The organism is Streptomyces sp. G-G2 (assembly GCF_030063135.1).
In the GTDB taxonomy this organism is placed as follows: domain Bacteria; phylum Actinomycetota; class Actinomycetes; order Streptomycetales; family Streptomycetaceae; genus Streptomyces.
Genome location: NZ_JASISO010000033.1, coordinates 1 through 12,857 on the forward strand (window position 1 = coordinate 1; position 12,857 = coordinate 12,857).

The following is a 12,857-nucleotide window of genomic DNA, read 5'->3' on the forward strand; positions in this document are numbered from 1 at the left end:
CTGTGCCGGATCCTCGCACTCACGGCGGCGATCTGGCACAACGACAAGACTGGGCAGCCGGTCAAGCGGTCACTGATCGCCTACGACCACTGACCGCAACGACACCCCTTGGACTCATTCATCTAGAGTCGGAGCATGAGCTCCGTAGACGCAGTAGAGGTCGCAGGCACGAACGAAGACCGGGAGCTCCTCCCCTCGACACGGAGGGCGCTGCTGCACCGCATCGCCGTCGCGCAGCGCGAGGGACGGGCCCCGTCGCTCGTGGCGGCCGTGGCCCGGGGCGGCGAGATCGTCTGGGAGGGCTCCCGCAGCTGCGTGGACGGCCACGGCCCCGACGGTGACGTGCAGTACCGGGTGGGTTCGATCAGCAAGACCTTCACCGCGGTTCTGGTGATGCGGCTGCGGGATGAAGGCCTGCTGGACCTCGAGGATTCGCTGGAGAAGCACCTGCCGGGCACCGGGGCAGGTGAGGTGACCGTCGCTCAGCTCCTCGCCCACACGGCCGGGCTGGCCGCCGAGACGCCGGGCCAGTGGTGGGAGCGCACCCCCGGGTCGCTGCGGCCCGGGCTGGAGGACGTACTGGGTGATGAGCCGTTCCGGCACGTCACCGGGCGGCGTCACCACTATTCCAACCCGGGCTACGCCCTGCTGGGTTCGCTGGTGGAGGCGGTCCGCGGGAAGCCGTGGGAGGAGGTCCTCCGGGCCGAGGTGCTGGAGCCCCTGTCCCTGGAACGGACCACCGTGGAGCCCCGGGCACCGCACGCGGGCGGCTGGGCGGTGCACCCCTGGGCCGATGTGATGATGCCGGAGCCGGCCGAGCACCTGGGCCTGATGGCGCCGGCCGGACAACTCTGGTCCACCGCCCGGGACCTGGCCCGCTTCGCGGTCTTCCTCACCCGGGGCGACGAACGGGTCCTGGGCGCCGACTCGGTACGCGAGATGCGTACGGCGGCCTCGCCGCCGGAGCCGGGCGTCGCCGAAGGCGGGTACGGGCTGGGCATGCAGCTGACGACGGCCGGGGGCCGGGCCCTGGCCGGCCACAGCGGCTCGCTCCCGGGGTTCGTCGCGTGTCTGTGGCTGAGCGAGACGGAGGACGTCGCCGCGGTCGTGCTGGCCAACTGCACCTCCGGTCTGCCTGCCGCGGCGCTGGCGTCGGACCTCGTGGGGATCGTGGCGGAGGCGGAGCCGCGGATCCCGGAGCCCTGGAAGCCGTTCCGGGAAACCGATGAAGTGGCGCTGGAGCTGACCGGACCCTGGTACTGGGGGACGGCCCCGCACGTGCTCAGGTTGAACGCGGACGGGGACATGCTCCTCGCCACCGTGGCGGCGACCGGACGGGCGGCCCGGTTCCGGGCGGCCGGGGACGGCAACTGGACCGGGCTGTCCGGCTATTTCGCGGGCGAGACCTTGCGGGCGGTGCGGCGTGCGGACGGTTCGGTCGGCCACCTCGACGTCGGCTCCTTCGTGTTCACCCGGGAGCCCTACGACGCGGGCGCCCCGGTCCCCGGGGGCGTGGACCCCCAGGGGTGGCGGGGCATCGGCTGATCAGGCGACGAGTTCGCGCTCCAGCGGGGTGCGGAACCGGGGTGTGACACGGGCGTCGCCCACCCACCGGGCCAACTGCTGAGCCTCGGCGGAGATCACCTTGGCGGCATCGCCCCCGGGGTCGCCCAGCAGGCGCCAGACGATCTCCCCGTCGGCCCGCTGCGCCCAGCCGCCGACGATCTCGCCGTTCCACCACACTGTGGGGCCGACGTTCCCGGCGTAGTCGAAGAGGGCCGCCCGGTGAGCGGGATCGAGCTGGAAGCCGCGGTCGGTCCAGCCCATGGCACTGGGGTCCAGGCACGGCAGCAGGGCGGCCCAGGGTTCGGGCGGGAGTTCGGGCCCGGTATCCCCGGGGCCGACCAGTGCGGTGGCGCCGCCGTCGAGGCGGACCTCCTCGGCTCCGGCGGCGGCGAGGGCCTTGCGGACATCGGTGAGGTTCCAGCCCGTCCACCACTTGAGGTCGGCCTCGGTGGCCGGCCCGTAGGAGTGCAGCCAGCGCCGGGCCAGTTCGGCGCGGGCCTCCGCGGCGGGTACCGGGGCCCAGGGGGCGGTGTGGACCCAGCGGTACTGGCTGGAGGTCCAGGCGCCCCGGGGCCGGTCCCGGCGGATACGGCCGTCGGCCGCCAGCAGGCGGATGACCCGGGTCGCCACGCCGGTCTCCGCCTCGTACTTCTTGCCGCGCCCGATGGTGATCTTCTGCCGCAGGGCCGGCACCGCGGCGGACAGCTGGCTTCCGGTCGTCGGACCCTTCGCGTCCAGGGCGTCGAGGGCGTCGGCCTCCGCCCGGGCGAGCCAGTCGGCATCCAGACCCCGGCCGTCCTCCGCGAGGTGCTTGAGCAGGGTGCGCCGTTCCTTCAGCGCGATCGCCCGCGCGGTGGAGGAGTCGACGAAGGGAGCCGTCTCCCGCGAGACGGCGAAGAGGGTATTGCGCATGCTGAGCAGCCGGACGAGGCTCACATCCTGGTAGAGCGCCTGCTCGATGACGGCGGGGTCGCTGTCGGTGAGCCGCGCGCGGGCGGAGAGGAACACGGTCGCGGCGTCGGTGGCGTGCAGTGCCACGACCGCGTCGGCGGCCTCGGGCACGGTGGCTGCCCGGGCCGAGGGGGCCAGGCGGTGCCGACGGCCGAGCCGGTGACGACGGTCGGCGGTGGTGACGAGAGGGAGGCTGCGGCTCATCCTCCGGATCGTAGGCCGGGCCACTGCCAGTGGCCCGGCCCACGAGGCGATCCTGAGCGAATCAGAGCTGGAACTTGAAGCCGACGTGGGATGCCGTGAACCCGAGCCGCTCGTAGAACCGGTGGGCATCGGTACGAGTCACGTCGGAGGTGAGCTGCACCAACTGGCAGTTCTCCGCACGGGACGTCTCGATGGCCCACTCGATGAACCGGGTGCCCAGCCCACTGCCGCGCTCATCGGCGTGCACACGGACGCCTTCGATGATGGAGCGGGTCGAACCCTTGCGCGACAGACCCGGGATGATGGTCAGCTGGAGGGTGCCCACGACCCGGTCCCCGCGAACAGCGACCACGACATGCTGATGAGGGTCGTCGGTGAGCCGCTTGAGGGCCGCGACGTACGGGGTGAGGTCGTCCGGGGACTCGCGTGTGGCCCCGAGCGGATCGTCGGCGAGCATGGCCACGATGTCGGGCAGATCGGCCTCGGTGGCGGGGCGGATGTCCAGCTGGGGGAGGTCGGTCATGGGTGGTGTTCCTTTCTCAGCCCGCGGCCACGGTGAGCGGGGCCCAGCGGCGGGTCCAGTCTCCGGGGAGACCGGAGAGGTCCCGGGTCATGACGGTATTGAAGGTCACGGAGCCCAGTCCGCGTTCCTTGAGCCAGTCGAGCAGCTCTTCGTGGCGTACGTCGATGTCCGTACGCAGTGGCCGGCCGGTGGTGGCCGCGAGAGCGCTGATCAGCAGCTTGGCGACAGTCGTGTCGCGTGCGATCAGCGGTCCGACGACATGGGTCTCCATGTTGGGCCAGAGGGCGGCGTAGCCGACGAGTTCACCGGAGTGGTCCTCGGCGACGACCAGCCGGTCCGCGAAGGCGGGCAGTCGGGTGATCAGGTGGGTCCGGTCGGCACCGAAGGCCTCGGTATCCAGCCGCAGGATCCGCATGAGGTCCTCGGCGGTGGCGGGACGCACCGAGGCGGCATCGGACCCGGGGGCCGCGGGGCCGGGACGGAAGGTACCCCTGAGCATTTCGCCGCGGCCCGCGGTGTCGAAGCCGAGTTCCTCGTAGAGCGGGCGTCCGAACGGGGTGGCGTTCAGGGTGAGCGGGACGCCCTTGAGGAGGTCGTCGCACACGTACGCCATCAGGCGGCGGCCCAGGCCCTGGCGGGAGTACCGCTCGGCGATGAGGACCATGCCGATGGCGGCCAGTTCCGGGTGCTCGTACGAGTGCCCGTAGCGGGTGACGACGCAGGCGGCGGCGAGCCCGCGCCCGTCGGGAGCATCCACTCCGTAGCCGTCCCCGGCTGCGAGGAGCAAACCCCATTTGTGGTCCTCCCGGGGCCAGCCCCGGTCTTCGGACAGGTCGGCGCAGTGCCGGAGATCGTCCAGGGTCAGTGCGCGGATCGGTGAATCGCTGAGTTGTGGTGGTGTCACCGGCCCAGCCTGGATCACCGGCTGGGGTCAGTCCAGAGGTTTTGGAGGCGGATGTTTCACGTGAAACCGGCCGTTGTTTCACGTGAAACCCGCTGTTTCACGTGAAACCGACGGGCTAGCCTCGGCTCTCATGACGCGCCTGCACCTCTTCGACCTCGACGGCACACTGATGTTCGGTTCGGCCGCCCCGGTCGAGATCTCGAGGCAGCTGGGACTGAGCGCCGAGATCGCCGAGCTGGAGCGGGCCTTCAGCGCGCGGGAGATCGGGCCGCACGAATTCTCGGTGGGGGTGCACGCCTTGTGGGCGGAGCTGACGCCGGGGCACGTCCGAGCGGCGTTCGACGGCGCGCCCTGGGTGGCGGGTATCCGCGAGGTGTGGCAGGAGATCCGTGAACGCGGTGAATACTGCGCGGTGATCTCGCTGTCACCGTCGTTCTTCGTGGAACTGCTGCTGGAGTGGGGTGCGCACGCCGCCCACGGTTCGGTCTTCCCTGAGGTGCCGTTCACCGGGCCCGTCGATGTGGCGGGGATCCTGACCCCGGAGGGCAAGCTGGAGGTGGCGGACCGGCTCTGCGCCCGGTTCGGGCTGAGCCGGAGCGATTGCGTCGCCTATGGGGATTCCATGACGGACGCGGTGCTGTTCGGGGCGGTGCCGGTATCGGTGGCGGTCAACGCGCGGCCCCACGTGGCGGCCCTCGCGACGCATGTGTACGAAGGCCGGGACCTTCGGGAGGCGTACCGCCTCGCGGGGGTGCTCCGCCCGGCAGCCGAGGCATCTTAAGCGGAGCGTGTCTCGAACTGCGGATTTTCCGCATTTCCCCGCAAGCCGCTCCCCCGGCTGCCATGCTGCGAAGCCCGGAACCACGGATTCAAGGCCGTGGCGTGTGCAGACCGACCGAGATGCTCGAAGCGAGGCACCCCATGGACGCTCCGCCCACCAGATCGGACAGACGGAGGACCGCCCACATACCCTCCGGGGGCAGCGCGAACGAGCCCTCCCCCGATGCCGTGCTCATCCGTAAGACCCTTGCCGAGATCGGTCCCATCGCAGGCAAGGTCACCTCGTACTTCTACGCCCTGTTCTTCACCGGGCACCCGGAATTACGGGCGATGTTCCCCGTGGCCATGGACGTACAGCGGGACCGGCTGCTGAAGGCCCTGCTCACGGCCGCCGAGCACATCGACGATCCGCAGGTGCTCACTCCCTTTCTGCGGCAACTGGGCACCGGGCACCGCAAGTACGGGACGATGGCCGGTCACTACCCGGCCGTCGGTGAGGCCCTCATTGGAGCGCTGGCCCGGTACGCGGAGCAGACCTGGGGGCCGGCAGCGGAAGCCGCCTGGGTGCGGGCGTACACCGCGATCTCCCAGATCATGATCGACGCGGCGGCGGAGGACGAGGTGAAGTCCCCTGCCTTCTGGCAGGCCGAGGTGGTCTCCCACGACCTGCGCACCCCGGACATCGCCGTGCTGACGGTCCGCCCCGACCAGCCGTACGCGTTCCTGGCGGGCCAGTACACGAGCCTGGAGACCCCGTGGTGGCCGCGGGTGTGGCGGCACTACTCCTTCGCCTCGGCTCCGCGCGCCGACGGGCTGCTGTCCTTCCACGTCAAGGCGGTGCCCGCGGGCTGGGTTTCCAACGCCCTCGTACGCCATGCCCGGCCGGGAGACGTACTGCGCCTGGGGCCGCCCGCCGGGTCGATGGTGGTCGACCACAGTACGGACAACGGAATGCTGTGTCTGGGCGGCGGCACCGGGATAGCCCCGATCAAGGCGCTGATCGAGGACGTCGCCGGACACGGTCAGCGTCGCCCGATGGAAGTGTTCTTCGGAGCGCGCAGGGATGACGACCTCTACGACAAGGACACCCTGCTGGGCCTCCAGCGCTCGCACCCGTGGCTGTCGGTGCGGCCGGTGGTGTGCGACGGGCTGGCCGGACAACTCCCGCAGGCGGCTGGCGAGTACGGTCCGTGGAACTCGTACGACGCGTTCATATCGGGGCCGCCCGGGATGATCCGCAGTGGTGTGGACGCGCTTAAGCGGATCGGGATCCCCGGCGACCGGATCCGGTACGACGCGGTGGAGGGACTGGCGGGGGTCTCCGGCTGAACCGCAGTCCCCCGCCAGGTCGGTTCAGCCCAGGTCGGATGCGTGCATGGCGCGGACGCCCTCGATGTTGCCGTCGAGGTAGTGCCGCAGGGACAGCGGGACGAGATGGACGGCGGCGATGCCGACCCGGCTGAACGGCACCCTGACGATCTCGTACTCGCCTTCGGGCTGATCGATCTCGGGTCCGTGCCGCAGGCTGGTGTCCATCGATTCGAGGTGGCAGACGAAGAAGTGCTGCACCTTGACGCCGGTCACGCCGGCTTCGGCGATGTGCTCGACCGTGTCGACGAAACAGGGCACCACATCGGTGATCTTGGCTCCGAGTTCCTCGTGGACTTCTCGGTGCAGGGCGTCGACGACGGTGGCGTCCGAGGACTCCACACCCCCGCCTGGGGTGAGCCAGTACGGGTCGATACCGGGCTTGGTGCGCTTGATCAGGATCAGATCGCCACCGTCGAGCAGGATCGCGCGGGCGGTGCGTTTGACCACAGGGCGTTCGGTCATGGGAGAAGCGTGGCCCAGTACTCCGGTTCTGAAACGCGCACCGCGCAGAATCCGGTCACCATTGCGGCGCGGCGCGCACCAGCTGGCCTTGTCCGCGTGGTGCGTCACGCGGAACCCGGGCCGTCCGAACCGTCGGGGAGGGGCTCGGACCGCCCGGGCGTGAGCGGATCAGGATTCCGCCGCCGCGCGATCGAGGGCGCGCAGCACGTCCGCGACGAGGTCTTCGGTGTCCTCGGCGCCCGCGGAGAAACGGATGAAACCGTCCGGCACGGCGTCACCGCCCCAGCGCCCCCGCCGTTCGGCGGTGGAGCGGACGCCGCCGAAACTCGTGGCGTCCTCCACCAGGTGCAGGGCGCTCATGAACCGTTCGGCGTGTGCCCGGTCGGGCAGGGTGAAGGAGACCACCGAGCCGTAGCCGGACATCTGCCGGGTCGCCGTCTTGTGCGAGGGGTCGGTGGGCAGCCCCGGGTAGCGCAGCCCGGTGACGTCGGCGCGGTCCGTGAGGGCTTCGGCGAGCGCCAGGGCGTTGTCCCACTGCCGAAGGGTGCGCAACTGCAGGGTGGCCAGGGAGCGGTGGGCCAGCCAGGCCTCCATGGGCCCAGGGACCGCGCCGACGACCTTGCGCCACTGGCGGACCCGGCCGGCGAGAGCGGCGTCGCGGCAGGCGACGTAGCCGAGCAGCAGGTCGCCGTGGCCGGTGAGCCCCTTGGTCCCGCTGGCGACGGAGAAGTCCGCGCCGAGGGCCAGCGGCCGCTGCCCGAGCGGGGTGGCGAGGGTGTTGTCCACCGCGACCAGGGCGCCGCCCGCATGGGCCGCCTCCACCAGGCGCCGGATGTCGCAGACGTCGAGCCCCGGGTTGGAGGGGCTCTCGATCCACAGCAGCCGGGCCCCTTCGAGCACTGCCAGTTGGGCTTCCCCGCCGGTCGGGGCCGTGCGCACGTGGACTCCGTACGCCTCCAGCTGGTCCCGTACGAGCGGCAGGGCCTGGTAGCCGTCGTCGGGCAGGACCACGGTGTCCCCGGCCCGGGCCTGGGAGAGCAGGACCGCGGAGACGGCGGCCATGCCGGAGGCGAAGACGACGGTGTCCACGCCTTCCTCACCCGGCGCCTCCAGCTCCCCGATGGCCCGTTCGAGCAGGGTCCAGGTGGGGTTGGTGTCGCGGCCGTAGGTGTACGGCCCCTCGACATCGCCGGGCAGGTGGAAATGGGCGGCGAACACCGGTCCGGGCATGGTCGGTTCGTTCTTGACGGGGTCGGGCAGCCCGGCGCGTACGGCCCGGGTGCCCTCCCCGACGCGGGGGCGGTCGTCGGTGTCGTCGTTCACGCGGTGTGCTCCTTCAGCGCGGTGCGGACGGCCGCGAGCAGGCCGGGTCCGGCCGCCTCGACCAGCTCCAGGCACTCCTCGAACCCGTCCTGGGGGCCGTAGTACGGATCCGGTACGTCGAGGTCCGGACCGGCGGCCGGATCGTAGGACCGCAGCAGGCGGATCTTGGCGACGTCCTCGGGGGCCGGGGCCATCGCGCGCAGGTCCCGCAGGTGCTCGGCGTCCAGCGCGATCACGAGGTCGAGGTGCTCGAACCAGGACGCACGGAACCGGCGTGCCCGGTGGTCCTGTTCGTATCCGGCGGCCGCCAGTACGGAGGCGGCGCGCGGATCGGCGCCGTCGCCCTCGTGCCAGCCCCCGGTACCGGCACTGTCCACCTCGATCCGGTCGCTCAGCCCCGCCTCGGCGACCTGGGCGCGGAAGACGGACTCGGCCATGGGCGAGCGGCAGATGTTGCCGGTGCACACGAAGCACACGCGGTACATGGGCGGCCCGCTCAGTTCTTGTCGGGCAGGACCATGTTCATGGCCCAGGAGACGATGGAGATGATCAGGGCGCCGACGACCGCGGTCCAGAAGCCCTCGACGTGGAAGCTGAGGTCGAGCTTTCCGGCCAGCCATGAGGTCAGGAGCAGCATCAGGGCGTTCACGACGAGGGTGAACAAGCCCAGGGTGAGGATGAACAGGGGCAGGGACAGCAGCTTCACCACGGGCTTGACGATGAAGTTGACCAGGCCGAAGACCAGGGCGACCAGGATCAGCGTGAGGGTCCTGCGCCCCATGCTGCTGCCGTCGTTGAGGGTGATGTCAGCGACCAGCCAGATCGCCACGGCCAGGGCCGCCGCGTTGGCGAGCGTCTTGACTACGAAATTCGTCATGTGTCTGATCGTTGCAGAGAAGATCCCGCGGGGACATCGGCACAACAGCGGATGCCAGCGCACGCAAGAGCACAAGGGGCGTATCGACTATGAAGGCATTCCGGCTGGACGAACTCGAGGCCGAGCGGCTGGCCAATGACGGCGCCTATCTGCAGTTCCTGCGCGAACGGAACATGTCGGTCGGGCTGTACGCGCTGGACGCCGGACAGACCGACCCTCAGCAGCCGCACGCGCAGGACGAGGTGTACTTCGTCGTCAGCGGGCGGGCCTCGATCACCGTGGGAGAGGAGACGACGACGGTCGCCCGCGGTGGAGTGATCTATGTCCCCGCCGGGGCCCCGCACAAGTTCCACCACATCACCGAGGACTTGAAGGTGCTGGTGGTGTTCTCCCCGCCGGAGGGCTGACCGGCCAGGGGCGTCGGCGGTCCCCTGACACACGTGGCCCCTGTCCGGCTCCGCCCCCTAGGGGGTGGGTCAGGGGAGTCCAAGGGACTCAGGGCCCCCGTTCCGTTTCCCCGGCTCCTAGCATCGGAGTCAGGAAGCAACGGACCAGGAAGAGGTTGAGGACATGGACGGCATCCGGGAGATATTCGCAGGTATGCCTTGGTGGGTTAAGTGGGTTGCGGTTCCGCTGCTGGCACTGATCGTCTTCGGCGGTGTCATCGCCAGTGTCATCGGCACGCTGATCGGCCTGATCTTCAAGGTGCTGCTCTTCGCCGCCCTCGTCGGTGGTCTGATCTTCATCGTCAAGAAGGTCACCGGCAGCGGATCCAAGTCCTCCTCCAACGACTGGTAGGAGTCGGCGGCACAGGTGATTAACCCAGGCGGGGGAACATTGCGGGAAAGACCGCTCACATCGCTGGAATCGGTGGATAGAGTGGCATTCTGTGCCGCTCCCTGGGCACCGAAGCCGGTAATCCGCTCTGACCCGCGGTGATCACAAGCACCAGCCGAGCACGACCCCCAGGTGGCGCGGACGCGCGGGGGCGGCCCCCGCAGGCGGGCCCGCCCCACGGTCCGCCGTCAGGCCTGGGGGTGCGCTTTGCCATCGGTTCACAACGCCGGTGCGCCGACTCTGATCGGTTCGGTGCAAAGGGCGCTGAGGCTGCTCGAAGCGGTGGGTTCCCATAGTGCGGGGGCGCCGGCGAAGCAACTGGCACGAGAAGCCGGGCTTCCCCTCCCCACCGCGTACCACCTGCTGCGGACCCTGACCCACGAGGGCTATCTGCGCCGTGAGAGCGGGGTCTTCGTCCTGGGGGACGCCGCTGAGCGACTGGCCGGTGGCGCGCTTCAGCAGAAACGTCGCACCATGATCCTCGACTCGCTCGCGCACTTTCGTGAGTCGGTCGGGGCTCCGGTCTATTTCGCCGTGTACCGCGAGGGTGAGATCGAGGTCGTGGGCGTCTCGGACACCCCGGCCGGACCGGCCTGCGAGGAGTGGGCCGCTTTCCGCGAGACCGGCCACGCGCACGCCATCGGGCAGTGCCTGCTGGGCCAGCTCGACGAGAAGACGCGCAGGGACCACTATGACCGCCATCCGGTCGAGCCCGTCACCCCGTACACCGTTTCGGACATGCACGCTCTGGAGCAGCGGATCGGTGCATTGGGCCGGATGCAGCCGGTTACGGAGCGTCAGGAGTACTCTCTCGGCACCGTATGTGCCGCAATCCCCATTACGGCCGGGGATACCGCTGCAACCATGGCGATTTCACTACCTTTGCACCAAGAAGGTCGGTTGCTCTATGCGGTCAATCGACTACGGAGTGAAGTAGGCGCGCTGTTGAGCACCCTCTCGTTCTCTATCAGTATCTGAAAACTCACTCCTTGTGATCTGCAAGCGCTTACACCACTCTTGTCAAGAGGGCCTTGAGGGACCATTCCTGGCCACTTCCACTACAGCGGGGTAGTCAATGCGCGAGTCGGTACAGGCAGAGGTCATGATGAGCTTCCTCGTTTCCGAGGAGCTCTCGTTCCGGATCCCGGTGGAACTCCGGTACGAAGCACGGGATCCCTACGCGGTGCGCCTGACGTTCCACCTTCCCGGAGACGCGCCCGTGACCTGGGCGTTCGGCCGGGAGCTGCTCCTCGACGGCATCAACAAGCCGTGCGGTGACGGCGATGTTCACATCGCCCCCACCGACCCGGAGGAACTCTCCGACGTGCACATCAGGCTTCAGGTCGGCGGTGACCGTGCCTTGTTCCGGGCGAGCGCGGCGCCGCTGGTGGCGTTCCTCGACCGGACCGACCGGATCGTGCCGCTCGGTCAGGAGCGCAATCTCGGTGACTTCGAGGGAAACCTCGAGGAGGCCCTGGACAAGATCCTGGCCGAGGCCCGGCAGAACGAGCAGAACGCGGGCTGATCCGGCCGGGACACCGGCTCGGCCCGCCCCTGCTCTGCGCGTCAGCGCTTACGACGACGACCGCGCCCGCCACGCAGCGGCCCCTGGGCCGCCGCGGCGGACGGGGATCCGGGCCGGTCGGCGGAGACCACCAGCGCGGCGAGGGCCGTGGTCACCGGAACCGAGGCGACGAGACCGATCGAGCCCACGAGGGTCCGTACGATCTCCTCGGCGACCAGCTCGCTGTTGGCCACCGTCCCCACACTGCTGTTCGCGATCGAGAAGAGCAGCAGGAGCGGCAACGCGGCGCCCGCGTAAGCCAGTACCAGGGTGTTGACCACGGACGCGATGTGGTCGCGTCCGATCCGGATGCCCGCCCGGTACAGGGCGCGCGGTCCCATCGTCGGGTCGGCCTGGTGGAGTTCCCAGACCGCCGAGGTCTGGGTGACCGTCACGTCGTCGAGCACGCCGAGCGATCCGATGATCACGCCCGCGAGCAGCAGGCCGCTCATGTCGATGTGCGGGTACAGCCCGTGGATCAGTCCGGTGTTGTCGTCGGTGTTGCCGCTGAGGGACGCCCAGCTGATGAACACCGAGCCCAGCAGCCCGATCAGCAGCAGTGAAGCCAGTGTGCCGAGTACGGCGACCGAGGTGCGGGCGGTCAGGCCATGGCACATGTAGAGCGCGATGAGCATGATCGCGCTGGCTCCGACGACCCCGACGACCAGCGGGTTCGAGCCCTGGAGGATGGCCGGGAGGATGAAGAGCGTCAGGACGGAGAAACTGACGGCGAGCGCGATCAGCGCGAACAGCCCGCGCATCCGGCCCACCACGACCACCGCGACGGCGAAGATTCCGGCCAGCAACGCCATCGGGAACTTACGGTTCACGTCGATGACGGAGTACTGGAGATCGAGCGGGGCCTTGGGAGCGTAGGCGACCACCACGTCCTGACCGTCCTTCAACTGCCGTGGCGCGCCCGGCTGGATGATCTCCCCGAAGGTACGTCCCCGGTCCGGTCCGGTGGTGACCTTGATCGAGGCCTTCTTGCAGTCCCCGGCCCCGGCCCCGGCCGCCTTCGGCTCGCCGCCCTGGGCGGACGGCATCTGCGCGGCGTTGACCGATGCGCAGTCGACCTGCTCGACGGACACGACCGTGCCCTGCTGGGTCTGGCGGTCGAAGCCGACCCCGGTGCGCTCGTGCGCGGGAGCGCCGCCGGGCCAGAGGACCACCATGCCGACGAAGACGGCGGCGGCGAAGGGGATCAGGACAGCCGCGATGACCTTGCGCAGGTGCTTCGAAACCGGGGCTGCCGGCCCGTGGCTGTGGGAGTGGGAGTGCCCGTGGGACGGCTCGGGAGGCGACCCGTGGGGGGAGTGTCCATGACCCGTGTGATCGGTGGGATCCGTGGGACCGGTGGGGGGCTGCGGCGAGGACGTCACCGACTGATCATCGCAAGAGATGAGGGGGCCCACTGTTCAGCACGCCAGGGATGACGCTAGCGTGGGGGCACCTTTGCACAACGCGGGAGCTCGGAGCACCGGGCTGAGAGGGC

The 12,857-nt window shown here is 69.8% G+C and carries 15 protein-coding genes; 7 read left to right on the plus strand and 8 right to left on the minus strand.

Translation table 11 applies throughout. From position 1 onward, the window contains the following. Window positions 1-135: 135 nt before the first annotated feature. Window positions 136-1,545: a serine hydrolase domain-containing protein gene (locus QMF80_RS24475; protein WP_283456761.1), complete on the plus strand. Its 1,410-nt coding sequence runs from the start codon at window positions 136-138 to the stop codon at window positions 1,543-1,545. Here QMF80_RS24475 and QMF80_RS24480 read toward each other — a convergent pair whose 3' ends face one another. The 3 genes from QMF80_RS24480 to QMF80_RS24490 all read right to left on the minus strand — a co-directional run bounded on the left by QMF80_RS24480 (window position 1,546) and on the right by QMF80_RS24490 (window position 4,148). Next, the gene (locus tag QMF80_RS24480) at window positions 1,546-2,721 is read right to left on the minus strand and encodes a winged helix DNA-binding domain-containing protein (protein WP_283456763.1); all 1,176 of its coding nucleotides are present in this window, start codon (window positions 2,719-2,721) and stop codon (window positions 1,546-1,548) included. A 61-nt stretch (window positions 2,722-2,782) separates the two neighbouring features. Beyond that, window positions 2,783-3,244 (minus strand): GNAT family N-acetyltransferase, encoded by a 462-nt coding sequence (locus QMF80_RS24485; RefSeq protein ID WP_283456764.1) that lies wholly within the window; start codon window positions 3,242-3,244, stop codon window positions 2,783-2,785. 16 nt (window positions 3,245-3,260) lie between these two features. Next, window positions 3,261-4,148, minus strand: coding sequence for a GNAT family N-acetyltransferase (locus QMF80_RS24490; protein ID WP_283456765.1), 888 nt, complete (start codon window positions 4,146-4,148; stop codon window positions 3,261-3,263). A gap of 130 nt (window positions 4,149-4,278) precedes the next feature. Between QMF80_RS24490 and QMF80_RS24495 the strand changes: the two genes are divergently transcribed. Together QMF80_RS24495 and QMF80_RS24500 are read left to right on the plus strand one after the other, a co-directional pair. Next, on the plus strand, window positions 4,279-4,929 hold the full coding sequence (locus QMF80_RS24495) for an HAD family hydrolase (RefSeq protein ID WP_283456766.1): 651 nt from the start codon (window positions 4,279-4,281) through the stop codon (window positions 4,927-4,929). Continuing rightward, complete coding sequence (locus QMF80_RS24500) at window positions 4,923-6,257, plus strand: globin domain-containing protein (RefSeq protein WP_283456868.1); 1,335 nt, start codon at window positions 4,923-4,925, stop codon at window positions 6,255-6,257. Before QMF80_RS24495 ends, QMF80_RS24500 begins: the two co-directional genes overlap by 7 nt. Window positions 6,258-6,281: 24 nt before the next feature. Here the strand turns inward: QMF80_RS24500 and QMF80_RS24505 are convergent, their stop codons facing one another. The 4 genes from QMF80_RS24505 to QMF80_RS24520 form a co-directional block, all read right to left on the minus strand. Further along, on the minus strand, window positions 6,282-6,761 hold the full coding sequence (locus tag QMF80_RS24505; protein ID WP_283456767.1) for an NUDIX domain-containing protein: 480 nt from the start codon (window positions 6,759-6,761) through the stop codon (window positions 6,282-6,284). 168 nt (window positions 6,762-6,929) lie between these two features. After that, complete coding sequence (locus tag QMF80_RS24510; protein ID WP_283456768.1) at window positions 6,930-8,084, minus strand: cystathionine gamma-lyase; 1,155 nt, start codon at window positions 8,082-8,084, stop codon at window positions 6,930-6,932. Then, window positions 8,081-8,569, minus strand: coding sequence for a low molecular weight protein-tyrosine-phosphatase (locus QMF80_RS24515; protein WP_283456769.1), 489 nt, complete (start codon window positions 8,567-8,569; stop codon window positions 8,081-8,083). Before QMF80_RS24515 ends, QMF80_RS24510 begins: the two co-directional genes overlap by 4 nt. A gap of 11 nt (window positions 8,570-8,580) precedes the next feature. Further along, window positions 8,581-8,961, minus strand: coding sequence for a phage holin family protein (locus QMF80_RS24520; RefSeq protein WP_283456770.1), 381 nt, complete (start codon window positions 8,959-8,961; stop codon window positions 8,581-8,583). 89 nt (window positions 8,962-9,050) lie between these two features. On the opposite strand from QMF80_RS24520, the gene QMF80_RS24525 reads away from it, so the two are divergent. From QMF80_RS24525 to QMF80_RS24540, 4 genes are all read left to right on the plus strand, one after another. Next, entirely contained in the window at window positions 9,051-9,368 is a 318-nt protein-coding gene (locus tag QMF80_RS24525) for a cupin domain-containing protein (protein WP_283456771.1), read from the plus strand. Window positions 9,369-9,540: 172 nt separating this feature from the next. After that, window positions 9,541-9,759, plus strand: a complete 219-nt coding sequence (locus QMF80_RS24530) for a DUF5326 family protein (protein WP_283456870.1) — start codon at window positions 9,541-9,543, stop codon at window positions 9,757-9,759. Between the two features lie 246 nt (window positions 9,760-10,005). Then, window positions 10,006-10,776 (plus strand): IclR family transcriptional regulator, encoded by a 771-nt coding sequence (locus QMF80_RS24535; protein WP_283456772.1) that lies wholly within the window; start codon window positions 10,006-10,008, stop codon window positions 10,774-10,776. Between the two features lie 97 nt (window positions 10,777-10,873). Then, window positions 10,874-11,323, plus strand: a complete 450-nt coding sequence (locus tag QMF80_RS24540; RefSeq protein ID WP_283456773.1) for an SsgA family sporulation/cell division regulator — start codon at window positions 10,874-10,876, stop codon at window positions 11,321-11,323. A gap of 41 nt (window positions 11,324-11,364) precedes the next feature. Here the strand turns inward: QMF80_RS24540 and QMF80_RS24545 are convergent, their stop codons facing one another. After that, window positions 11,365-12,744 carry a YibE/F family protein gene (locus tag QMF80_RS24545; protein ID WP_283456774.1) on the minus strand — a complete coding sequence of 460 codons (1,380 nt, stop codon included), beginning with the start codon at window positions 12,742-12,744 and terminating at the stop codon, window positions 11,365-11,367. Window positions 12,745-12,857: the final 113 nt, after the last annotated feature.